This window comes from Ruegeria sp. BF7, from assembly GCF_056538605.1.
On sequence record NZ_JBQFTM010000028.1, the window covers coordinates 1 to 23,812 of the forward strand.

Consider the following 23,812-nt stretch of genomic DNA (forward strand, 5'->3'; position numbering starts at 1 on the left):
GAAGGCCATTGCATTCAAGCATTCGAACGAAGAACTTGGTGGCGGCTGGTTTGTTTCGACGTCGTGAAAGCATGAAGCCAAGTGTCTTGCCATACTTATCGACGGCTCGATAGAGATAGACCAACGCCCCCTTCACTCGGATGTAAGTCTCATCCATTCTCCAGGAACGGTCGCATGGTCTTTTACGCCGGCGGGCTGTTTCTGCCATCGCGCCGGAATACCGTGTGACCCACCGGTTCAGCGTGGAGTGATCAACAGAAACGCCCCGCTCGCGCATGATTTCTTCCAGATCCCGGTATGACACTCCCTAGCGAACGTAGAAAAATACCGCGAACAGGATCACTTCCCTAGAATATTGTGCGCCTTGAAAGAGATCATGATCGGACTTTCGACTTGATAATACCGATAGTCATTCATCCGCTGGCGGCGCAAGCGTCAATAGCCAAAGTTTGCAACAGATCCTAAGGCCACAGTGACAATAATTTACAGTACCGCAATGTAATGCGCAGGAAATACGAAAATTGCACGTATGCGCCTTAACTGATTTCAAAAAATACAAAATGCTCTGCCTCTCTAGGCAGTTCAATAGTTGGAAACACTCAGGCATTTGAGCGCCAAACATTCCAACCTGTTCCAGTTTTGCTATGGGATTAGAAAGTCTGGTCTAGTTTATGCTAAGTTGGCGATCTGTATCTGAATGCACGTATTCATTATAGTTCGGATGGTCGAACGCGTGATGAACATAGATTTGTGAATTCCAGACGGCTTTGATACGACGCGTATGTACCAAACCGGCGATCTGGCGAATTTTTCGTTCATCCGAGACATCGTTGTAGTCGCGTAATGCGCGCAACTGTCCAACATCTTCGCAAAGAAGCCCGCCACCTTCTGCACTGACTACATCATCACAATAACAGAATACCCGAGGGAGAAGGTTTTCGGCGTTTCCTTGAAAAAGAGCCAACGCATCACGTGTAGAAGACCAGAAGTCCAAATCAAGAAAAGCCGCACCGATCGGGGCGGGTTTGTGAGTTTTCACGAAGTCCGGGACGGTATCTTTCACATCACCCAGAACAAGACGGCTGCGGGACAGGCGACTCTGTAATGCATCCTGATCCATCTTGTAGAAGCCTTTTTTCCAAATGTAGGGCAGATCACGGTAATCGACTGGGTCAGGCAGACCCTCACCGGTATCAAAGCCCCATATTTCGATTTCCACCCCATAAATTTTCTCTAATTCAGGACACAGCTTTTCCAATGCCAGCAAGCCCTGCCCGCCCGCAACGCCAAACTCCAGAGCTGAAATCTTCCGGATATTCAAAGCAGCCGCCAAACGCGCTGCATTTGCCAAGCAATAAGCATAGTGTGGGCGATCAAAAAGATCATAATCTAGTTTTGACCTGGTTGACGCAGTGCCAAGGGCTTTCCAAATTTTCAAAGGAATCTTTTGGGGACTTATCAGCGCATTAATAAAACGGCTCACAACAGTATACTCGCTCATGCAAATTCTTTGAATTATTGATAGGCCTTTGCGGGTTCGGCCGCAAACTTTTTCAATGAGGGAGCAATCCTTTTTCTCAGTTCGCAAAATTATTGGCCTTAGGCAGGCAGTTGCCTGCACGAGAACTAGCCATCGCGAACATTCCGTTAGGTGTCGACGCCGGCCCATATAGAAAGTGCTTATCCCCGGAATCCCACGCACGATCTGGTGCGGACGGTCGGAAAGCTAAATTTAAATTCTGCCTTATACTGTGGGGCGACGGTAGAACCGGCTCCGCCGGAACGATCCAGTACTAGCAGGGGCAAAGGATACGGTCTCCACTGTGGCCTTCACCCCCCTGCCCGCTTGCGTACCCAACCCAAAAACGCCGCATCCGGCTTCCTTAACCGCGGCGCACCTGAGCGGATCCAAACCCCGCGCCATTCCGCTTCGAGCCCGTAGACATCGACACCGGGCATGAGACGGCGCGCCTCTTCCAGGGTCTCTACATCCAGTACCGGCGGGGGTGTATCTGGTTCGATCAGCCCTGCGCGCGGGGCAAACCGTATCAGGTCACCCGGATCCTCGCGCATCTCGTAATCGGGCAAGTGGTTCGCCTCGATCATATCACGGAGCATCTTGCGAAAAACACGACGCGGCGAGGCACTGCCTGACTTCTTCAGAAGCGTGTCCACCGAAACCGTCCAGCCAGGCTGGCGCCCGCAGTGTTTGCGCGCCAACTCGTAGATCCTCCGTTCCAGCGGTTTACGCAGACGAAAGTAATCGCGCGACAACGTAAGCACCGATTTCGACAGCACCGCCCGATATAACCAATCGGACAGGGTCACCGCCACACTGACCATCCGGCCTCCGCGGGTTTTTCGCACAATCTCCCAGCTTTCGATCAAACCGAAACCCGTGGTGGTTTCTGTCTCTCCTGTGACGATGTTGGTGGTGATGCGGGTGCCCGCCAACCGTTCGAAAGCCTCGCGCAGCCGCCGGTAGGCATCACCGCTGGTCTCACGGTTGGTTGCCACCAGCAAATCATGCGCCTTCAGCTGCAGCGTTCTACTGACCGTACGCCCGGCGTTGATCGCTGCCATAAGCTGACTGATGCAGAAAATCAGGATGTCCTTGTCATGGATTGTCGCCAGCCCCTTGACCGACGGCGTCACCGTGATTTGCACACCGTTGTGCTGGTATTCCAGAATGCGTCGATCCGGACGGGTCGCCAGCGAGAACAGCGGGTGTTCCATACTGGCGAGATCATCCTTGGGAATCGCATCGAAAACATCGCAGACGAAGAAATCGCCCTGCTGCCTGCGGTCTGGAAGAAGCCCCCCGACCGTATCTGTGACTGCCCTGCCCATGGCCCTCTTTCCTGCAGCTCTCTTTCGGAGCCTTCGTGTCGAACCGCTATCCGACTCGTTTTTTCGTGGTTTTAGTGACACCCACCCTAGAGTTATCCACATAGCCGCACAACGGGGGTTCGGAGTCACCAGATCGGGGGTTCAGAGTCATTCTATCGGGGTTTCAGAGTCAGCGTGTAAGAGTAAAAATCGATTAAGAAAATGATATTAAATGATTTTTTTTGATGACGGAGGATCTGTAACTATAAATAACACAAAAATAACTCTAAAAGAAAACACACAACATTCCACGATGCGCTAAAATCGCACCACCACCCCCTTATTTTACTGAGAAAAAATCTATTTGTGCGCATTTACCTTCCATGTGCCGAGTTTTTGCGTATCATGGACAAAAGGCGATACATCGGGCGGTAATTACTATGGCTAAGGACGGAACTTCCCTCCCCCCCTATTTCAATATTGATCCGGATTCGGCGCTTGCAGATTTGGACTTACCCACAAGCTCAGAGGGTTTTGAAGTCATTGCTCAGGCTTGCGCTCAGGGTCGGGCTGATCTTGCGAGTCGAGGTCTGAACGATGAAGGGCATAAGTCTTTACGCCTGTTTTCCACTTGGGAAATCACCCGCTATTTAATCCCTGTTGCTCAAGCGCATTTTCGCCGCGTCTTAAAACAAAACCCTGACCTCCCCCAGGGGCGATCCGAGACCGAAGGTGGCGCCAAGTGGTTCAGTCTGGAGGAGGTGTTGCGCCTGCGTGCCTTCTTCGGTGCGCAGGGTTCTAAGTCTAAGAACTACCTGCCTTATCGGCCTGAGGGTCAGCCCGCCAAATTGGTTGCCGTAGCCAACTTCAAAGGCGGCGTAGGTAAGACATCCACTGCGGCGCATCTGGCGATGTCTGCTGCGCTTGATGGATACAAGGTGCTTGTGGTCGATCTCGACAGCCAGGGCTCGATGACCTCTATCTTCAGTGGCCGTGTCGAAGATGAATGGCAAACGGCCTTTCCTTTGTTAGCTCGTCACTACGGTGAATATCTGCGTATAGAAAATCAACGGCGCTTGGATCGCGGGGACCCGCCGCAGCCGCTCGACGACACACTGAGTGCGGCTTTGGAAATGACAGCGGAGGATGTCATCCAAAAAACCCACTGGCCCAATATCGATTTGATCGGAGCACAGCTGAACCTGTACTGGGCCGAGTTCCAGATACCGGTCTGGCGCATGCAGGCGAGAGGGTGGAAACTTTGGGACGCTCTTAGCGACCGCTTAGCTGCAGATGGCGTGTTGGAGAACTATGACCTTGTTTTCATAGATACCCCCCCTGCCCTAGGCTATCTGACTATAAACGGCTTATCGGCAGCCGATATTCTGTTAGTACCGCTTGGGGCATCTTTCCTGGAGTTTGACTCCACAGGGCGGTTTTTCGACATGCTGCATTCGACATTTGCCAGCATTGAAGATGGTGAGAACGTTGCAGCCCGCGCTTTAGGACGACCTGAAATGGCATTCGAGTGGGATGCAGTCCGCGCGGTCATCACACGATATGACGGAGCGCAGCAAGGGGAGCTTTCGGCCCTGATGCAGGCCTATCTGGGCAAAACGCTTTCTCCACACCGACAGGATTTCACCGCTTTGATCGGGCAAGCCGGCGAACAGGTAAGCGGGATTTATGAAGCCGATTACCGCGATTTTAATCGTGAAACCTATGCACGCGGCCGCGAAACATTCGACGCAACCTATGCTGCATTCAAGCGGTTGTTGATCGGTGTGTGGCGGCGGGATGAACTGGCAGCACAACAGGCGGCAGAATAACGATCCCGGGACAAAACACTGTAGGGCATGCGAGGAGAAGCAGAGATGGCAAAACGTAAGCGATTGACCCCGGCCCAACCGAGCTATCTGGGCGCGGTACCCGAGGCAAAATCTGCACCACTAGGGGCCAGTGCGGCACCTATCGCACAGGTGGCCGGTGAAGCGTCGACCGTAGCCGCGCTAGAGGAAGTTACCCAGGTTCTACAAAGCGCCCGAAAGGAAGGGCGTATGATTGAGTTATTGCCCCTGGTGGCGATTGATGAACGTCACCTGGTGCGTGACCGTCTGGAACAAAATGAAGAAGAAATGGCTTCGTTGCTGGACAGCTTGCGTACCAGAGGGCAGCAAATGCCCATTGAGGTTGTCACTTTGCCGGATGCAAAAGGATCTTGTACCCATGGCTTGATTTCGGGATGGCGACGTCTGACAGCGCTGCGCAGGCTTTATCAGGAAACCTCGGATCCCAAATTCGCACATGTGAAGGCGATGGTGATCACTCCGGATACCGCTCAGGATGCCTATGTGGCGATGGTCGAGGAAAACGAGATCCGAGTGAACCTAAGTCACTATGAGCGCGCGCGCATCACCGTGCGTGCGATGCGGGAAGGGGTTTACCCAACACAGAAAGCCGCATTGCAGGGACTATTCGGTAATGCGACACGGTCAAAGCGATCGAAGATCGGTACATTCATCGCTTTGGTCGAAGCCTTTGATACATCCCTTCATTTCCCGTCGGCAATCAGCGAGAAGCTTGGCCTGGCGCTGGTTCGCGAAATGACCCGTGATCCGGAGTTTGCCGATGCACTGAAAAAAAGACTTCAGAACAGCCCTCGAGACAGTGCTGAGGTCGAGATGCAAGTTCTGTCATCTGTATTGGCCGAACGGCTGGCGCCTCCTAAAGCTCCGGTCGAAGTTAAACAGTCCGCGGTCACTCGCCAGTCTGATCCGGCTTCGGCGGCAGGTGAGCGGATTATAACCCGCGTGACGCCAGAAATTGAAATGCGCTTTACTCCAGATCGAGGGCGGATCGAACTGATTGGCGGTGCGGTTTCGGAGCAGCTGGCCGACGCATTGCAGGATTGGTTGCGGGCTCAGTAGTGCTTGTTCAAATGTTTCGCGCGCGAAACATTTTGGAGTGTGAGTTATCGGTAGCGGCTCAAATCAGGACTGTATCTACGGCACTTGATAGGTGGCTTCCACCGACGCTTTGCCATGCGACCATCGGTCTGGCGCAGTGTGGTCCTTCGCGGGATCCCTCAGAAAATTCGCGTAAGACTACTTAATGCAATAATGCAGCCGTCATAGCACCGTAGATCAAAACGTCACCGGCCTAAAACTACCTGGCTTGTACAATGTATGTCTGTGTTAAGGAGTCCGCCACATGCCACGTTGTACGATCCGTCGCAGCGTCCCGACCGTCGACTTGAGCTTCAACTTCAGTGGTAAGGCCAGCCACGGGCCAAACAGGTCGAGTTCTTTGAATTGAGTGTTTGGCATACCTAGAATGCGATGTGCGAGCCGACGACCCCATACAGAGCCTTTCTTACGGAGCAGGCCTTCTTGAGATTTGTCAATTTTCCACGGTTCCGCCGCCGATGCGGTGAGGTATCCCGCAGCGATCGCACCCTCAATAATATCTTTACCCAGTTTGGTGCGCGCGACGATTAGGGAGAAGCCCGGGTTCTCACCATCCGGATGTTCATACCAAGGGTCACCACAGGAGATATCGGCAAGCTCCCCTGACCCATCGGGCCACAAATGAGTGGCCCAGGGGCGGAATTGTTGCAGATAAGACCAAGCCTCATAGTAGATCAGGTGTTCTTTGGCTGGCTCATCCTCGTTGCGGGTGGTGAAGTATCCTGGCCAGCCATAGCCGCGATAACGCAGGCTTTTCAAAGTGGCTTCTGTGACGCCAAAGCGCTCCATAAGGTTGCGCGTGGCTTGCGTCGGCGGGGTCTCTGCGCAGAAGAAGGACAGTGTAACCCCAACTTTCTCAGCCAAGGCTGGGCGAACCTTCATAACGTTTCGCGTAGCTGTCACTTCAACCGGCTTGCCAATAACCACGCACGGTGTGGGCGCGGCTTCAACCTGTCCCAATCCGTCGCATACAGATGCCGGGGAGTAGCGAGAACCCAAAACGGCCATAAGGTCTTTGCGGTTAAAGGACATTCTGGTCTTGTTGCGGATCGGATCTTCAGGGTTTTCACCAGTGTGCAACACTCCATGAAAACCGCGCTGCTCGAGGCAGTACTGCGCAATTGCTGTCAATGCGCCGCCAGAGCTGCCTTTGAAGCGGATTTCCTCATCGGTTGCATAGCCCTCCCAGATACCCGTGATTGCGCCCCAGTTGTTTTCGGTTGCTTTGTCCACGGCAGGCTCATAATCAGCTCGTCGTTTCAATTCGCCAAAATCCGCAAATACGGTTGGGCAGACAGCAAGCATCTCTCTGGTCTTCGAGCTGCTTATGGTTTCAGAGAATTTTGGGCGCGTACCGACATGGTCCAAATCTACCATCGTGACGTCGTCCTCGGAACCGATATACGAGCATACGCCACACCCCAGACAAAGCCGAGGGTCTGCGACACTGCGAACATTGCCTTTGGAACTCATGATTTTTCATTCACCGAACGAAACACAGATTTTCAGCATTTAGGACGGAATTTCCCCGCCAATCAAGCCTTTGTTCGTTGATGCCGCGTCTAAGTCCGCAACTCGCGACCACGCCTTCATCTCTTTGAGTGTCAGCGCCATTGATCGTGTCCTGACCACGATCAACAGAAAGAAACAGGAACCAGCAACTGCGCTGCCCTATTGTTCCGGACGCAGGAAGCTCTGCTGGGAATAGTCGATGCAAATGGCACGCTGAGAAACTGCAGCACAGCCACTATAGCCGGTACATGGTTGCCCACGAGCGACCGTTCACAATGTTGGAGATGAGGGAGTCATCATACGTTCAGGGGGAGTTCGGTTTGATGTGGGGCTCGATTTCTCTGCATACTCCAATTCAGGTTTTTTCTTTTGATGCAGAACAACTTTCCGGCTTTGTCGCGAAAATACCCAAAACAGCACATACTATTGGAGTGTATACATGTATTCTCTGCGTTGATGTATTATTCATAGCTTGATTAGGGCATCTACGAACAATGACAGCAACAGAGAGCAGTTCTTTTCCAGAAACGGCAAAAGCGGCCGGGGATGTCCGTACGCATCGCATGCCTTTGCTGCTGCGTCTGTTCATTCTTTCTCTGGTGATACCATTCTTTTTTCAGCTTGGTCCCATTCAGATGACCGTGAACCGCTTTCTGCTGACTCTTTGGATTGTGCCCGGTCTGATAATGTGGGTGCAGGGTAGGGCGGGGCGTATCCGCGTTGCGGATGTGGCACTACTCGGACTTTGTCTATGGGTGGCACTCAGCTATTTTGTTCTGCACGGTCCGGCGCTTGCACTTGAACCCTCTGGCATTCGTTTTATCGAGACCATGGGGGCGTATCTCATGGCGCGTTGCTATATTCGTAGTGCAGATGATTTTTATTCCGTGGTCCGGATGTTGTTCTGGATCGTGTTGTTGATGCTGCCCTTTGCTATTTACGAAACACTGACAGCACACAATATCCTGCTAGAGCTAGCCAATAAGCTCACATTTTCAGGCTGGGATGTCTGGAAAGATCCTCGCTGGGGTCTTGATCGGGTGCAAGGGGTATTCCAGCACCCTATTCTATTTGGCATCTTCTGCGGTGGGACGGTGAGTCTGACCTATTATGTATTGGGATATAAGGCGTCTCTCTGGAAGCGTTGGGGTAGGACATTTTTGGTAACCTTAACCGCTATGTTGTCCCTGTCTTCTGGCCCTCTAACCGCTATTGTCGCGCAGCTAGGGCTAATTACTTGGGACAACCTTCTGCACAAAGTTAAACAACGTTGGTTCATTCTCAGTGGCGGCATCTTGTCAGTGGTAGTTGCGATCGAAATCGCGGCTAACCGATCGACTCCGGAAATATTCATTTCGCTTTTTGCCTTCAATACGAAGACAGCTTATTCACGGATATTGATCTGGCGGTACGGCACCATATCCGTTGAGCAAAATCCGCTCTTTGGTGTTGGCTTGGGTGAATGGTATAGGCCTGAGTGGAAAAGCAGTAGCTTGGATATGTTCTGGCTGCATCCTGCGGTGATGCATGGATTGCCCGCCGGCCTTTTGCAACTGTTGTTCTTTTTTGCAATGTTCCTACCGATTTTGTTCAAATCCGGTTTGAGTGATCGATCCTCGAATTACCGGACCGGCTATCTGGTTTGTATGATTGGGTTTTTCCTTGCGGGCTGGGCTACTAACTACTGGAAAGTCATATATGTCTTTTTCATTTTTCTGATTGGTGCTGGTGCTTGGCTTCTCGATGATGAAAATAGAGAAAAAACTAATGCAACACACACCGATGAGAGAGACCCAAGTCGTTCTCATCGAGGCGATAAAGGCACTAGAACAGCTCTGCGATACAGCCGTTATGAAGCCTATCATTCGCGGCGAGAGCGCACATGAAACTTCGATCTGTGGTTTTGTTCATAAGCACATTGTATGCCCAACTTGTTCCTGCTCTTGCTGATGTGAACAAATTGCTCACAATGTTGGATGCTGCTCAGGGGGGCGACACGATTGTCCTAGCATCGGGGAATTACGGTTCTGTTGCCCTCAAGAACTTCAGCTACAATAGCATGGTTACCGTCAAATCGGCGGATCCGGACAACCCTGCGCTTTTCTCTAGTTTTGAAGTCGACAATGTCAGCCACTTGCGCATCGACGGGATTGTGGTCGCTGATAGCGGAAATGGCAGTCAGGCTTCCAAAATCGTTTCGATCACGAACAGCGATCATGTGGAATTCGTGAACTCTGAAGTCCACGGCTTGGAAGACAACAATATGTCCGGCCATTATGGGATTTATGCCAATGGCAATACCGACATTCTTCTCAGTGGCAACTATGTGCATGACGTAAAGAACGGTTTTGTCATCTACCCTAATGAAAGGGTCTCAGTTTCTGAGAACTATGTCGATTATATCGGTAGTGATGCTTTCAAGTTTATCGGGATCAACGACTTCCTGATCGAAAACAACACCCAAGGAGGGCACGTCAACCCTGAGGCGGGATGGCACCTGGACTTCATGCAATTCCAGGGGACCGCGGATACTTCGAACGGAATTATCCGCGGCAACGTGCTTCTGACGGAAACTCAGATGAACGTGCAGGGGATTTTCATGAGGGGTGCAGCCTTCAACGATATCTTGATAGAACAGAACATCATCGCGACCGGCATGTTCAACGGCATTGTGGTGGATGGTGAATCCGGCACTTCGGGAATGGTTATCCGTTACAACACCCTGATCAATATTCCAGACACCGTACACAAGGCGACCGTCGTGCGAGTGGAAAACGGATCGGTTGTCTCGGTCACAGGCAACATAATGGTTCATGAAAAGGGCGGTCTAACAGATGGAAATCTGTTGCTGCAGGTCAGACAACGTGGTCGACCATATCACTACAGCACAGCTTTTGCGAAGGGGTTGCCCCGTCCAGGTATGACGATCGACGACTTAACACCTATCAAAGGCGGTCCTGCAGAGGTTTTCGGGGCCAACACGCGTTTAATGGAATTACTGAACCCGTAAGTGACGAGGGCTGTAGCGACTATGGTAGGAACTTTGGGCAAACGCTGATCACAAGCCGTGACCAGACCGTCGGAGAGAGTAGCCAAGCATTGTGGAGTTTCCAGTGCGCCCCTCAGATGCCGAATATGGGCTGCGGTGCAGGTCGCATCGCATTGATCTTATCTTTAAAACCATCACAAACGTGATTCAGTGGGGGAAACTTAAATAGAATCAATATCATAAATGATTTTCGAATCGCTTTTAAATTGATTGGGAATGATCCTGAAAAATGGCTGAAATCTAGCCGTGATAGTCAGCCTTAAAGAATTTCTTCCAAAAGGTTGGAAGCCTTTTAATCAAGCCTGGCTGCAATAATTTGCGATTCAATTCGAAGCGGATATGGTTCCTGTCCTTTCCCGGTTGAGTTTTTGTCCAGAAGTGGCAGTTTTTTGCCAGTCACACCTTTACCTTGGGTAAGCTGACGGTTTTCTTCAATAACGTTATGAATTAAAATAGATTTTTACGTTTGTATCCGCTGCCAAATAGAGCCTTGAGAGCTATCATTTCTTCTATCGCGCAAAAATCATTACAAAGCTATGCGGGAAAAATGCCGACATTATTTGTGCCGCTTGATAGCGAAAGTTCTACAAAGTAGTGATTGCGCGACGTCAATAAAAAGACCACACAAATACCACACTCACGAGGCGAGTTGATCTCAAAAAGACCACATAAATAACACACTTGCGGGCCAACCTGCCCGGCAAGTCAAGTGCGAGTATCCGCATTTTGGCGTTTGAACATAGCGCTAAATGCTTGTCCTGTGCCGTAGGACTTAAGGGATGATCCACGGCGCGCTGGTTAAAGAGTTCTAACCGCAACCACTCACGGCGGCAGTCTTGCCTGCCGCATGAAGCCAAAATGAGGCAATATCATAATGGCAACTATCAACGTATCAAACGCGTCGCAGCTATTGTCGGCTCTTTCTTCTGCTCAGGGCGGCGACACGATTGTTCTTGCATCCGGAAACTATGGCTCCGTTGATTTCAAGAACCTTAGCTACAACAGCATGGTGACCGTCAAATCGGCGGACCCAGATAAACCAGCTTTTTTCTCACACCTTGATGTGGACAATGTCAGCCACTTGCGCATTGACGGAATTGAAGTGGGAGACAGCGGAAATGGCAGCCAGTCTTCCAACATCGTTTCGATCACGAATAGCGATCATGTGGAATTCGTGAACTCTGAAGTCCACGGCCTGGAAGACAACAATATGTCCGGCCATTACGGGATTTATGCGGCCTATAACACCGATATCCTTCTCAGCGGCAACTATGTGCATGACGTAAAGAACGGTTTTGTCATTTACCCTAATGAAAGGATCGAAGTTTCTGAGAACTACGTCGATTATATCGGCAGCGATGCTTTCAAGTTTATCGGGATCAACGATTTCCTGATCGAAAACAACACCCAAGGTGGGCACGTCTATCCCGAGGAGGGATGGCACCTGGACTTCATGCAGTTCCAGGGGTCAGGTTCGTCGGATGGTGTTATCCGCGGCAACGTGCTTCTGACGGAAACTCAGATGAACGTGCAGGGGCTCTTCTTGAATGGTGAAGATTTCCACAACATCCTGATCGAGCAGAACATTCTCGCAACTGGTATGTATAATGGCATTGTTGTAGGCGGTGCGAACACTTCTGGTATCACCGTCCGTGACAATACACTGGTTAACATCACCGACACCGTTCACAACGCGACCGTCGTGCGTGTGAAAGACGGAGCACAAGTTTCCAGCTCGGGTAACTTGATTACTTCTACGACAGAAGAGGTTGGGGCGAACTTCCAAGGAGACATCGACAATTACGATAAGTACTTCCAAGGTGACATTACGCCTGGTTTGACTCTTGAAGACCTGCGTCCTGTCGAGGGCAGCCTGGCTGAACAATACGGCGCTTACGAAAGGCTGATGGAACTGCTTGACGGCACTTCTTATATTCCCGAGCCATCCAGCCCCGAGTTGACCGAGCCCGAGTTATCCAACCCCGAGCCGACTGAGCCCGAGCCGACTGAGTCGGAGGTTTCGGATGAGACTAATGGCGGCCAGCTTGACGGCGCGGCGTTCAGCGTATTGGGCACACAGAACATCAGCAGCAGCTCGGATGTGATTGAGGTTGCTCATAGCAATGACTTGGCGCTGGAAACCGGGACCATTGCACTCAGCTTCAATGCCGATACTGTTTCGGGCCGGTACGGTATTCTGACCAAGGATGCCAGCTATTATGCCGGTGGTGGTAATCACCTGGCTGTCTATATCGACAAGGGCTCGCTGGTCGTGCGTTTCCAGGACGGTTCCAGTGACGAGATCGTCCGTATCCCCGGGATAAACGCGAATCAGGACTACGACCTGCAACTCTCCTTCGGTGACAATGAAGTCGGAGTTTGGTTGGATGGCCAGCAGGTTCATACTGCCGACTTTTCGATGACCTTGGCTGACAACGTCGAGTATCTGCAGATTGGTGCCCTGGGGTGGGGCAGCGACTCGGGCAAGGCAGGCTATGGGAATGTATTCGACGGCGCAATTTCCGACGTTGCAATCGTCGAGGGGAAATGGACGCCTGAGCAAATGCAGGAGTTCATCTACGCCTCCCAGGCGCTTCCTGAGACCCCTGTGACTGAGCCGGAAACACCTGTGACTGAGCCGGAAACACCTGTGACTGAGCCGGAAACACCTGTGACTGAGCCGGAAACACCTGTGACTGAGCCGGAAACGCCTGTGGATACCGCAGGTAACGTGGTCTTCCAAGCGGGAGAGGCTGAGTTCTACGGTAAGAATCGGAGCATCACCAATCTGGACCACGACCAAGCTCTGGAATTGGAGGAAGGAACAATCGCCTTCACCTTCAACGCTGACGACTTGAACGGTCTTCAAGGTCTGATCTCCAAGGATGCCAGCGGCTATGAAGGTGGGGATCACCTTTCGGTTATGTTGAAGGGTGACGACCTGGTCCTGCGCTTTCAGGATGCAGAGACGAACAGCGACGCTAATATGACGGTAGAAGGCATCAAGGCCAATCAGGACTATGATGTTCAGATTTGGTTTGATGGCGACGAGATCGGTCTTGCAGTGAACGGCGAACACGTTGAAACGCAAGAGTTCGATTTCGACCTGACCGGGAACCAGCAGAACCTGCAGATTGGCGGCCTTGGTTGGGACAGTTCTAACGGTGGTGACAAGGTCAGAAATGGCTTCGACGGCACGCTGTCCGATGTTCAGATCCTGGACGAAGCGTTACATGTCGAAACCTTCGACCTGCTAGCCTGATACTGAACACATACCTGTTCCGAAGCATTGCAAGCCGCCAGAGCGTATCTCTGGCGGCTTGTTGCGTTCAAGACGGGTAGTTCAGGGCTTCGTTTTAGCACCTCAGGCCGCAACCCCCAAAGGGGCGGGGCTCGAAATTCCGGGTGCCATATCAATTGTTCTGCATTTGTGGTTGTTTACTTCTACCCCAACCGCAGCTTCCGGGCATAAAACGCTTCGGCCAAGGCGTCCGGGGCGTTGCATTCCAGACCGCGCAACCGCATCAGGCCGCGAAAGGTCAGGTCGTCAAACCAGTGCTTGCCCGCCTGCGAGGCGAAACACTCCATTAGCAGCGAGATTTTGGTGTCGGTATCCGCAACAGAGGCGGGGACGAAAGCGTTGGGTGACCCCATGCCACCATCCCATTTCGGAATCTCGTATTCCAGGATCATATGATCGCGGAACGTGTTCCAGGTCAGTTCTGACAGGATGCGGTGATCCTGATGAAGATCCTGCTTGTATTGGGTCAGGATCAGGTCGGGGTCGTGCACTTTCAGCGTTTCCAGAAACGCCTTCACTTCGGCCCATTGATGCGGAAAATGGCCGTCACGGAAGTCTTTCAGCACGATCTCTGACGATCCCGCGCCTTCCAGAAAGCGTTCGGCGCTGGCCCGGGCCTCTTCGCCGCGGACACCCGAGGCTGCACAGACCACCCAGACGATATGGGCATCTGGATTGTCGCGGATAAGCCGCAAAATGGTTGCGCCCGCACCAATTTCGATATCGTCGCTATGGGCACCGAGGCAGAGCACCGTGCCGAGTTTCCCAAGACCGAGTTCACGCATCGTCTCAGTCGTCCTTCCAGACCTGCCAGGGCGTATTCCCGGCGGCCACCCGGTCATCCAGCGCCTGCTTTTCCTTGAACGTGTCCATGCAGGTCCAGAAGCTTTCATGCTGGTGCGCATAAAGCCGCTTTTGCCCGACCAGGCGTTCAAAGCCTTCGATCACCAGTTCCTCACCTTCATGCAGATTGTCGAAAATCTCGGGGCGCAAGGCAAAATAGCCGCCATTCATCCACATGCCCGAGTCCTTCACATCCGAGATTTGCGCCACGCGGCTGTCATCGCCGAAAGACACCAGATGGAAGGAATACGGGGGTTTTACACAGCAGAACCCGGCGATCGCATCGGTGGCGGAAAAGCCCTGGATCATCGCATCGAGATCAAGATCGGTCAGCGTGTCGGCATAGTTGGCCAGAAACATCTCTTCGCCGTCCAGATGCTCGCGCACGCGCAAAAGGCGGCCACCGATATTGGTGTTCTGACCGGTGTCGACAAAGGTGATGCGCCAGTCCTGAATGTCGCTTTGCAGAACGTCGATCCTGGCACCGCCGTTTTCGAAGACGAAGTCGTTGTTGACCCGCTCGTCATAGTCCAGGAAGAACTGCTTGATCGCCTCGCCTTTGTAACCCAGGCAAATGATGAAATCCTTGTGCCCGTAAGAGGCATAGTACTTCATGATGTGCCACAGGATCGGACGTCCCCCCACCGGCACCAGTGGCTTGGGAATCTGATCGGAATAATCCCGCAGCCGGGTTCCCTGGCCCCCACAGAACAAAACGACTTTCATGGCTGATCCTTTTCTTTTGTTCAGGCCCGTGCCCGGGCTGCCTGTGGTGCCAGCACCGTGGCTTCGGGGACAAAAACCACCAATTCGGCACCCCATTCGGCGGTATAGGATAGCTGCTCGGCGATTTCGTCGCGGAAATTCCAGGGCAGGATGACGATAACGTCCGGCTTGGTTTCGGCGATCTTGTCCGGATGGTGGATCGGAATCCGGGAACCGGGCAAATAGCGACCCTGTTTATAGGGATTGCGGTCGACCGTATAGGAGATGAGGTCTGTCTTGATCCCGCAATAGTTCAGGAAAGTGTTACCCTTGCCCGGCGCGCCATAGGCAGCGATCTGTTTACCGGCGCGTGCCGCGGCGATCAGATATTCCAGCGCCTTGCGTTTGGTTTCGCGCACCTGTTCGTCGAAAGAGGCATAGGTTTCCATCCGGTCCAGCCCTGCGGCCAGTTCCCTGTTCCGGAAGGCCACAAGACGATCCGTCACCGGTTTGGTGTCGTCTTCCTCGTGGCGACCAATGATGCGCAGTGACCCGCCATGGGTGGATACCTCTTCGATATCGAACAGCCGGATGCCGTGATGGGCAAAGACCCGCTCCGCCGCAATCAGCGAGAAATAGCAGTAATGCTCGTGATAGACCTGATCGAACTGGTTGCCTTCCATGGTGGCCAGAAGATGCGGGAACTCGATCGTCATCACCGCACCGGGCTTCATCATGATTTTCAGCCCGGCCACGAAATCATTCAGATCGGGCACCTGCGCCAACACGTTCTTGCCCAGGATCAGATCCGCTTGCCGCCCTTGTGCAGCCAGCTTCCGGGCCGTTTCGACGCCAAAAAACTCGACCTCGGTCGGAACACCCTTGTCGATGGCCACCTGGGCCACGTTTTCTGCGGGCTCCACCCCATAGCAAGGGATGCCCAGCGTTACGAAATGCTGCAACAGATAGCCGTCGTTACTGGCCACCTCGACCACCTGACTGTCGGAACCCAGTCCGAAACGGTCTTGCATGTCGTGACAATAGCGGCGCGCATGTTCCACCCAGCTATCCGCATAGGATGAGAAATAGGCGTATTCGGTAAAGATCTCCTCGGCCGGGACAAACTCGTCGAGCTGGGCGAGATAGCATTCGTGGCAAACGAAGGCATGGAGCGGATAGAAAGGCTCCATCTTCGAATAGTTTTCTTCGGCGACATAGCTTTCGCACAATGGCGACATGCCGAGATCGACCAGCGTATGCTTGAGGTGTGTGCCGCAAAACCGACAGGGGAAGGATCCGGTAGGAGCTGACATGCGGGGCCTCTCTTGTTATTTCAATGCGTTTCGTATCAGGAATTGATCAGTTCCGGCGTAAGCCCAAGCTCCGCCAATTGTGCCGTTATCTCGTTACGGTAGATAGGATTCATCAACACGACAACATCGGGCGGATCTTCCGTCAGCGCCTGTGGCGAAATGATCTGCTGGCCGGTTCCGGCCAGATGTTTGCCCTGTTTATGAGGGTTGATGTCGACCACGCGGGTGATCGTGTCGCGATCCCCCAGCATATTGAGGAAACCAACCGCCTTGGCGCCAGCACCCCAGGCCACAGCCCGGCGGCCCTCGGCGCGCCATTGCGCCAGCCGGTCGCGCCAGCCGGACATCTTGGTGTTCTGCGTTTCGCCAAATGCAGCGACATCCGCCGCCAGCTGCCCGAGATTGCCGGTGTCGCTGCCCGGGTTGCCGGTATCCGTTCCCGCAGCCCGTGCTTCGATTGTCAGAAACTGCTTTTCAAAGGTCTCTTCCACGCGCAGCACGTCAAAGCCGCAGGCCGCAAAGGATCGGGTCAGGGATTCGACACTAAAATAGGAACAATGCTCATAAATCACGTCCCAGACCGAACCCTGCCGGATGATCAGATCAGTGTCCGGCACTTCGAAATAGATCACTGTACGATCCGGATCAGTGATCGAGCGCCGGATCATCCGCAGGAAATCATTCGGGGCCGGGATGTGTTCATAAACAAAGCGCGAGGCCAGCAGATCGGCCTGCAGGCGGGCGTGTTCTTCGCCATAATAGTCATTCGACCAGGTAATGCGGTCAGCGGCCGAGGTGTTGACCCGCTCACCCTCGTAGGATGGGTCAAAGCCGTACCCGGTATTACCCCCGGCCTCGCAGAGCATAGCCAGGAAGTCGCCTTTGCCACAGCCGATATCGACCACGGTGCGCTGATGCAGCCCATAGGTGTTCACCAGACGGTCGACCAGTTTCTGCGAATAGTTCTGGAAGGTTGGCGAGAAATGCAGCGAGTTGTCGTATTGCTGATCGTATTCGATCCGGTCCGGATCGAAGGACACATTCCAGATAAATCCGCAATCGGGGCAGAAGGCCAGATCGATATCCCCCCGGCGGCAGGCGCGGGCGCTGTCCGCATCCGGCCACAGCACGCCGATCAGCACCGGCTGATCGGACAACGAAAAGAAAAGCCTGGCATGGTTCCCGCCGCAAACCGGACAGGCAGGCACAGAAGGTGTGGCGGTCATTGCGTTGGCTCCATTTCGGGGGCGGTATCAGTTGTCAGGATTTCAGGGGACAGTTGCATGCTGGCGATCTGGGCGGCGATTTCGTCACGATAGATACTGTTCATAACGATCACGACGTCCGGGTGCTTTTCGGTCAGAGTTTCGGGTCCCACGATGGGGGCGGCGCAGCCAGGCATGTAATGCCCCTGCCGTGCCGGGTTGATATCGACGACGCACGAGACAATACCGGGATCGCCGATGGTGGTCAGAAAACCCACCGCCTTCGAGCCGGATCCCCAAAGCGCCACGCGCTGTCCGGCGTCACGCCAGGCGGCGAAACGCCGTCGCCAGCCGTCGATGCGCGCCCGCGCGGTATCGCGGAACTCTGCAACCAGCTTTGTGGTCTCAGTCAGATCGTCGGCCAGTTCAGGCAGCGGTGACGGCTGATCCGACACTGCCGCTTCGATGATCAGGTATTGCTCCCCATAAACCCGACGCAGGTCGAGCACATCGAACCGCGCCAGCCGGAAGGCCCGCGCCAGAGATCCGGCGGTGAAATAGCTGGCATGCTCGTAATAGATGTCCCAGAACGCACCTTCGATCAGGATGCGCCGCAGGTCCGGTACCTCGAAACCAAAGCGCAGACGGGTGCCATCCCCGGCGGCCTGCCGCATCAGAGCCAGAAAACCGGCGACATCGCCAATATGTTCCAGTGTGTGCCGGCAGATCAGAAAATCCGCATCTACCGGTACGTGGGCTTTGGTGAAGTTCTCGGCGTGAAAGGCCAGCCCGCCCGGTTCCGAACTGCGGCCCGGTACATAGGCCGGGTCATAGCCGGTACCGCTGCAGCCGCCCTGGGCGCAGATCAGGCGCAGGAAATCACCCTTGCCGCATCCAACCTCGATCAGATGCCCGCCGCCAAGGCCGAACCGCTCGATCCAGCCCTGCGCCAGATCCGAGACAAACGCATTGAATGTGGGCGAGCCGCCCTGGGCGTCTTCATACCCAGTGCCGTAATCGACCCGCGTCGGATCAAACCGGGCGTTGAAGGCCAACCCGCATTCGGGGCACCAGCACAGCGCCATGTCACCGGTCGGAAACCCGAGCGCAGTGGCACGATCCGGCAAAAGCAACGTGCTCTGCACCGGAATGTCGGTCAGATCATAGAGCGGCAGTATATTCCCGGACTGGCCGCAGGACGGGCAGGCTGGGCCCGGCGCTTCACCGCTTGTGGTGATATCTGCAGGTGTCACGGATCACCCCGCAGCAGCGCGGCGTTCCGTCCAGAATAGCTCGGCATCAAGCGCGCCGCTCTCCATGTGGTCCTGAAGTGTTTTCAGGCGAATGAAACGCGAGCCCTCGAAATCCGCCAGATCCAGCCCGTTGTCCACATAGGCCTTGTGCAGTTCCTCAATGCCCATCGGGACCGTCCATTGCGGGTCATAGCCCGGCAGCCCGGTTTCGATCTTCGAGAAATCCACCCGGTAGCAGCGCTTGTCGGGTCCGCCGCCCGGTTCGTAAGCAATGCGGCTGCCCGGAACCAGTTGCTCGACATGCTCTGCAACGTCGCGCACCTGGTAGTTCTCGCTGGAGCGGCCAACATTCCAGGCGGTGTTGTGGATCAGGTCGCGTGGGGCCTCAAGCGTGGCAAGGAAGGCCCGGCTGATATCCTCGATATGAACCAATGGCCGCCAGGGTGTACCGTCGCTTTTGATCAGAACCTCGCCTTGCAGGAATGCGTAACCAACCAGGCTGTTGACCATCAGGTCCGCCCGCAGTTTGGGTGAGGCGCCATAAGCGGTGGCATTGCGCAGGAAGACCGGCGAGAAACTGTCATCCGCCAGATCGGACAGGATCGCCTCGCTGCGGACCTTGGATTCACCATAGGGTGTAACCGGATTGAATTCGGCGCTTTCGTCCAGCACATCCTCGGGGCTGGCCGCCCCATAGATCGAGCAGGACGACGAGAAGGCGAACCGCTCTACCCCAGCCGCCTTTGCCGCGCGGCCAAGGGTCAGCGTTGCATCCGCGTTGATGTCATAGGTGCATTGCGGATTGAGATTGCCCATCGGATCGTTCGACAAACCCGCAAGATGGATCACTGCATCGAAACCTTCCATGTCGGCAGGTCCCACATCGCGGATATCCTTGCGGATCACGGCGTCCGCCTCGGGCATACCGGACATGTCGCAATGTTCGAAATAGTAACTGTCGAGCCCGGTCACATGATGCCCGCGCTCCTGCAGAAAGGGGATCAGAACCCCGCCAATATATCCGTTGTGCCCGGTAACCAGAATGCGCAACTCGCCAACCTCCTAAATCAGCCTCTGACCCAAACGACAACGCGTACCCGGCACCGTCGAACTCAGCGACTTTCAACAAAAAACACTCACCCCGGCAAAGGTTATCGCTATGCAATTTTCCGGGTTTTCGGCATGTAACTGAAAACGACAGCAAGGGTGAAATTCAATCAAAATCGTACAATCTGAATACAAGGGCGCAACCAGAATTCAACCTTTTTGTGAAAACCGTTCAAACCGTGGTCTCTGCGCCTCAGGCCAGCAAATCACCTTGGAAGAGGAAGTCGTCACTGGTTAGCGACAACCCGTACACATTATTGATCACACCGATCAATTCGTCCTCGTCCCCACCGGCCCCCAATAGCCAGATTGCGGTACCCGCAGGCAGGCCCGCAGCATCCTCGGTCAGAACATAATCCGTCGAGACCCCAGCTAGTTGAATTTGATCTGTTCCGGAAACAAAATCCCAAGCGTAGCCAAAATCGTTGACGCCATCAGTGCTGCCGTCGCCGTCATCGTAGTAGCTACCGTTAGAATCACCGAAGACAAAGACATCCGCGTCTTCGTGGCCGACCAGCACATCACGTTCCCCCAGCCCTGGTAGCGCCACATTGGAATCCACCCCAACCAGCAGATCCGTGCCATCGGTTCCCATGATGATGTCATCGCCTTCAATTTCGGCAAATGTAAGATCGTGGTAGGTGATGTCCCAGTGGTGAGCAATAAGTGCGAAGGAGCCATTCAGGGGTTCCGGTATCACATCCGTCCCTTCTAAAAGCCACTCTACAGGCTCGCTGCTGCCTTCTTCCCAGATCTTGAAGCGATAAACCCTGTTGATCAGGTCAGTCTGTTCCACCCGGATGGTTACATTGTATGTTGCTCCTTCCGTAAAGCTGAATGGCGATGTGTCGAGCAGGGAGCCCCAATTGGGATAATCATGGAGTTCAAATCTGTCGTCATTGGTATTGTAGAAGGGTGAGATGATCGGGTTGTAACCGGACAGGGGTTGCCAGCCCGAAATCGGGTCATCTGTATGCCCGCCCCAAAGCATTCCGAAGCCAAGGCCAGCACCATCTCTGGGCGTGCCGTCGTGCATTTCGTTGATCGTCAGGGACAGGTTTACCTCATAATTGTCCCAGGACTGATCGCCAAAGGTCAGAATCCTATCATAACCCGGTTGTGCAATCCGGACCCCGTCGGCCGTGATAATCCAGTCGCCATCGACTACTTGGGCTACATCCTGAAGGTTTGTGACATTTGACCAGTCGACCACATAGTCGGCGTCCCAGATCACGCCGTCCTCGTATTGGATCGTAACATCCTGAGTAAAGATTTCTCCGTCCGTATAGGTCGCCGTTATGGTCACAATGTCGTCAGCAGAGGAACCATCCAGCGCGGCAAAATCGAGGTCAATATTGAAGTCTCCGTTCGCTTCAAGTCGTCGTGTGTCTGGCCCGACTGAAAGTGTCTGTTCTTCTCCGCCATTCAGGGAATAAGTAAGCGACACCAAATCGACAGTATAAACGTTGCCAAGGATGTTTACCCATTGTTGCGCTGCGCCCGGTGCGCCAAAGGTTTGCGTGTCCCCGTACCAGACACTGATATGGTCGCGTACAGTTAGGCTGACGGTTGCGGTATCGGTGTCTGTGCCGTCCGAGACGGTGTAGGTGAAGCTGTCCGGCCCTTCATATCCAGCGTTGGGGGTATAGGTGAGGGTGCCGTCGCCATTGTCCGTGAGAGTGCCATTGGCTGGCTGGGTGAAGCTGTCGAGGCTCAGCGGGTCGCCATCCGCGTCACTGTCATTGATCAAAAGAGCAGTGGCCACGTTAATGTTCAGTGCTGTATCGGGCAGCGCCGACAGCGTGTCGTCATTGGCCTCGGGCGGATGCGGCTGAGGCACAAAATTTCCATCCTCATCCGCGATCGGATCGCCATCGAAGGCCACATAGTCCACTCGGGCTGTATAGCCGGCGCTGGTCTGAGTGCTTCCGGCCATCGGTCCGACAGCGGTAACATTGAGCGCATGGGTGAAGCTACCGGCAGTGGTCCAAGTCACCCCGTCAGTAGAGTATCGGAAGGTCCAGATATCCTCAGAGCGCGACAGGTCCAGATATGGAGCATTTCCGCCGGGAATAACAACATTGAACATTGGACTGCTGTTACCGTTGATGGTGATCGCCGCAAAGGCGCGCAGATTGCTGCCATCGGAATAGGTGTCAAAGCGCAGCCAGTTGTCCACATCCTGCTCCACCAAAAATCCCTGAAGCTGGAATTGTTCGGTCGGCGTACTCAGGAAACGCGCTTCGACCCGGAAATCGTCGTCGGGCACAGCCTGTAACAGGCGCGCGCCCCGGTTTTCGTCGTAAACGTCGTAGTTGCCAGCCGGTGTAGATAGGATCAGGAACGCATCGTTTGCGGACGTGCCCAGCCCCGAACTGACCTCTGCTGGCCCTGCAAAAACCCAAATTGGATTTAGTGTGAGGCCAGAAAAATCGTCAGAAACACCGGAACTGGGCGGAGCTGCGACATTGAGGCTGACGGTTGCGGTATCGGTGTCTGTGCCGTCCGAGACGGTGTAGGTGAAGCTGTCCGGCCCTTCATATCCAGCGTTGGGGGTATAGGTGAGGGTGCCGTCGCCATTGTCCGTGAGAGTGCCATTGGCTGGCTGGGTGAAGCTGTCGAGGCTCAGCGGGTCGCCATCCGCGTCACTGTCATTGGCCAGCAGATCCGCGGCCACATTCACCACCAGAGCAACATCCGGCTCCGTGGACAAACCGTCATCCGCCGCGTCGGGGGCTGTGTTGATGGGGGCGGAACCATTCACGGTCAGGCTGACGGTTGCGGTATCGGTCTCTGTGCCATCCGAGACGGTGTAGGTGAAGCTGTCCGGCCCTTCATATCCAGCGTTGGGGGTATAGGTGAGGGTGCCGTCGCCATTGTCCGTGAGAGTGCCATTGGCTGGCTGGGTGAAGCTGTCGAGGCTCAGCGGGTCGCCATCCGCGTCACTGTCATTGGCCAGCAGATCCGCGGCCACATTCACCACCAGAGCAACATCCGGCTCCGTGGACAAACCGTCATCCGCCGCGTCGGGGGCTGTGTTGATGGGGGTGAAGGTCCCATCCTCATCGGCAATCGGGTCGGCGGAGGTCTCGAAGTAGTCCACCTGTGCAGTAAAGCCCGCCGCATTGCCGGTATTGCCTGCGAACACGCCCACAGAGGTGACGTTGAGCGCATGGGTGAAGCTGCCGGCGGTGGTCCAGGTCTGTCCGTCCTGCGAATAATACATCGTCCACAGATCACCACTGCGTTCGACCCGCAGATAGGGAGCAGCGCCGCTGGCGATCACCGCGTTGAACTTTGGCGCGGAGTCGCCGTTGACGGTGGTCGCTGCAAAGACGCGCAGATTGCTGCCATCGGAATAGGTGTCAAAGCGCAGCCAGTTATCAGCATCGGCTTCAACCAGCAGCCCCTGCATCTGATATTGCTCGGTGGGGGTGCTCAGGAACCGGGTCTCAAGGGTGAAATCTTCATCCGCCTGGACCTGCATGGCACGGGCGCCGTTATTGGTGTCCCAGATGTTATGATCGCCGTCCGGTGTCACCAGTTCCAGATAGGCGTCGGTCGCATTCTGCCCCAGAGCATGGGAAATGCCGGCCGGGCCGACCACCGTCCAGGCCGGGTCGAGCGCGGCGCCCGAGAAATCGTCAGAAACACCGGAACTGGGCGGAGCTGCGACATTGAGGCTGACGGTTGCGGTATCGGTGTCTGTGCCGTCCGAGACGGTGTAGG

Annotated in this window: 15 protein-coding genes and 1 pseudogene; 5 read left to right on the top strand and 11 right to left on the bottom strand. The window is 54.4% G+C overall.

The features are described 5' to 3' along the window. The 3 genes and pseudogenes from ACR0IK_RS23585 to ACR0IK_RS23595 all read right to left on the bottom strand — a co-directional run. Positions 1–343 (bottom strand): annotated as a pseudogene (locus tag ACR0IK_RS23585) (IS6 family transposase); the annotation flags it as partial. A 321-nt stretch (positions 344–664) separates the two neighbouring features. After that, on the bottom strand, positions 665–1,501 hold the full coding sequence (locus ACR0IK_RS23590; protein ID WP_480643560.1) for a class I SAM-dependent methyltransferase: 837 nt from the start codon (positions 1,499–1,501) through the stop codon (positions 665–667). A 329-nt stretch (positions 1,502–1,830) separates the two neighbouring features. Continuing rightward, positions 1,831–2,850, bottom strand: a complete 1,020-nt coding sequence (locus ACR0IK_RS23595; RefSeq protein ID WP_480643561.1) for a replication initiator protein A — start codon at positions 2,848–2,850, stop codon at positions 1,831–1,833. Between the two features lie 419 nt (positions 2,851–3,269). Here ACR0IK_RS23595 and ACR0IK_RS23600 point away from each other — a divergent pair, with 419 nt between their 5' ends. Both ACR0IK_RS23600 and ACR0IK_RS23605 read left to right on the top strand, forming a co-directional pair. Continuing rightward, positions 3,270–4,658 carry an AAA family ATPase gene (locus ACR0IK_RS23600; RefSeq protein ID WP_480643562.1) on the top strand — a complete coding sequence of 463 codons (1,389 nt, stop codon included), beginning with the start codon at positions 3,270–3,272 and terminating at the stop codon, positions 4,656–4,658. A 45-nt stretch (positions 4,659–4,703) separates the two neighbouring features. Further along, positions 4,704–5,756: a ParB/RepB/Spo0J family partition protein gene (locus ACR0IK_RS23605; protein ID WP_480643564.1), complete on the top strand. Its 1,053-nt coding sequence runs from the start codon at positions 4,704–4,706 to the stop codon at positions 5,754–5,756. A 267-nt stretch (positions 5,757–6,023) separates the two neighbouring features. On the opposite strand, the gene ACR0IK_RS23610 is transcribed toward ACR0IK_RS23605, so the two are convergent. After that, complete coding sequence (locus ACR0IK_RS23610) at positions 6,024–7,172, bottom strand: Coenzyme F420 hydrogenase/dehydrogenase, beta subunit C-terminal domain (RefSeq protein WP_480643566.1); 1,149 nt, start codon at positions 7,170–7,172, stop codon at positions 6,024–6,026. Between the two features lie 629 nt (positions 7,173–7,801). Here ACR0IK_RS23610 and ACR0IK_RS23615 point away from each other — a divergent pair. The 3 genes from ACR0IK_RS23615 (at position 7,802) to ACR0IK_RS23625 (ending at position 13,618) form a co-directional block, all read left to right on the top strand. Next, entirely contained in the window at positions 7,802–9,193 is a 1,392-nt protein-coding gene (locus tag ACR0IK_RS23615; protein ID WP_480643568.1) for an O-antigen ligase family protein, read from the top strand. After that, the gene (locus ACR0IK_RS23620) at positions 9,190–10,317 is read left to right on the top strand and encodes a right-handed parallel beta-helix repeat-containing protein (RefSeq protein ID WP_480643570.1); all 1,128 of its coding nucleotides are present in this window, start codon (positions 9,190–9,192) and stop codon (positions 10,315–10,317) included. The genes ACR0IK_RS23615 and ACR0IK_RS23620 overlap by 4 nt, the downstream gene beginning before the upstream one ends. A gap of 913 nt (positions 10,318–11,230) precedes the next feature. Then, positions 11,231–13,618, top strand: coding sequence for a LamG domain-containing protein (locus ACR0IK_RS23625; RefSeq protein ID WP_480643572.1), 2,388 nt, complete (start codon positions 11,231–11,233; stop codon positions 13,616–13,618). Between the two features lie 182 nt (positions 13,619–13,800). Here ACR0IK_RS23625 and ACR0IK_RS23630 read toward each other — a convergent pair whose 3' ends face one another. From ACR0IK_RS23630 to ACR0IK_RS23660, 7 genes are all read right to left on the bottom strand, one after another. Then, positions 13,801–14,442 (bottom strand): PIG-L deacetylase family protein, encoded by a 642-nt coding sequence (locus ACR0IK_RS23630; RefSeq protein WP_480643573.1) that lies wholly within the window; start codon positions 14,440–14,442, stop codon positions 13,801–13,803. A gap of 4 nt (positions 14,443–14,446) precedes the next feature. Further along, positions 14,447–15,226: a sugar phosphate nucleotidyltransferase gene (locus tag ACR0IK_RS23635; RefSeq protein WP_480643575.1), complete on the bottom strand. Its 780-nt coding sequence runs from the start codon at positions 15,224–15,226 to the stop codon at positions 14,447–14,449. A 20-nt stretch (positions 15,227–15,246) separates the two neighbouring features. Next, positions 15,247–16,518: a methyltransferase domain-containing protein gene (locus ACR0IK_RS23640; protein WP_480643576.1), complete on the bottom strand. Its 1,272-nt coding sequence runs from the start codon at positions 16,516–16,518 to the stop codon at positions 15,247–15,249. Between the two features lie 35 nt (positions 16,519–16,553). After that, a complete protein-coding gene (locus ACR0IK_RS23645; RefSeq protein ID WP_480643577.1) occupies positions 16,554–17,744 on the bottom strand; it encodes a class I SAM-dependent methyltransferase in 1,191 nt (396 codons plus the stop codon). Beyond that, positions 17,741–18,976 carry a class I SAM-dependent methyltransferase gene (locus tag ACR0IK_RS23650; protein WP_480643578.1) on the bottom strand — a complete coding sequence of 412 codons (1,236 nt, stop codon included), beginning with the start codon at positions 18,974–18,976 and terminating at the stop codon, positions 17,741–17,743. Before ACR0IK_RS23650 ends, ACR0IK_RS23645 begins: the two co-directional genes overlap by 4 nt. Before the next feature lie 3 nt (positions 18,977–18,979). Beyond that, positions 18,980–20,026: an NAD-dependent epimerase/dehydratase family protein gene (locus tag ACR0IK_RS23655; RefSeq protein WP_480643579.1), complete on the bottom strand. Its 1,047-nt coding sequence runs from the start codon at positions 20,024–20,026 to the stop codon at positions 18,980–18,982. A 250-nt stretch (positions 20,027–20,276) separates the two neighbouring features. Beyond that, on the bottom strand, positions 20,277–23,812 hold a 3,536-nt coding region (locus ACR0IK_RS23660), incomplete at its 5' end, for a cadherin-like domain-containing protein (protein ID WP_480643580.1).

Bases quoted from the DNA above. Each gene is read 5' to 3' on its own strand.
- ACR0IK_RS23590 (WP_480643560.1), bottom strand. From the start codon at position 1,501: ATGAGCGAGTATACTGTTGTGAGCCGTTTTATTAATGCGCTGATAAGT.
- ACR0IK_RS23595 (WP_480643561.1), bottom strand. From the start codon at position 2,850: ATGGGCAGGGCAGTCACAGATACGGTCGGGGGGCTTCTTCCAGACCGC.
- ACR0IK_RS23600 (WP_480643562.1), top strand. From the start codon at position 3,270: ATGGCTAAGGACGGAACTTCCCTCCCCCCCTATTTCAATATTGATCCG.
- ACR0IK_RS23605 (WP_480643564.1), top strand. From the start codon at position 4,704: ATGGCAAAACGTAAGCGATTGACCCCGGCCCAACCGAGCTATCTGGGC.
- ACR0IK_RS23610 (WP_480643566.1), bottom strand. From the start codon at position 7,172: ATGGTAGATTTGGACCATGTCGGTACGCGCCCAAAATTCTCTGAAACC.
- ACR0IK_RS23615 (WP_480643568.1), top strand. From the start codon at position 7,802: ATGACAGCAACAGAGAGCAGTTCTTTTCCAGAAACGGCAAAAGCGGCC.
- ACR0IK_RS23620 (WP_480643570.1), top strand. From the start codon at position 9,190: ATGAAACTTCGATCTGTGGTTTTGTTCATAAGCACATTGTATGCCCAA.
- ACR0IK_RS23625 (WP_480643572.1), top strand. From the start codon at position 11,231: ATGGCAACTATCAACGTATCAAACGCGTCGCAGCTATTGTCGGCTCTT.
- ACR0IK_RS23630 (WP_480643573.1), bottom strand. From the start codon at position 14,442: ATGCGTGAACTCGGTCTTGGGAAACTCGGCACGGTGCTCTGCCTCGGT.
- ACR0IK_RS23635 (WP_480643575.1), bottom strand. From the start codon at position 15,226: ATGAAAGTCGTTTTGTTCTGTGGGGGCCAGGGAACCCGGCTGCGGGAT.
- ACR0IK_RS23640 (WP_480643576.1), bottom strand. From the start codon at position 16,518: ATGTCAGCTCCTACCGGATCCTTCCCCTGTCGGTTTTGCGGCACACAC.
- ACR0IK_RS23645 (WP_480643577.1), bottom strand. From the start codon at position 17,744: ATGACCGCCACACCTTCTGTGCCTGCCTGTCCGGTTTGCGGCGGGAAC.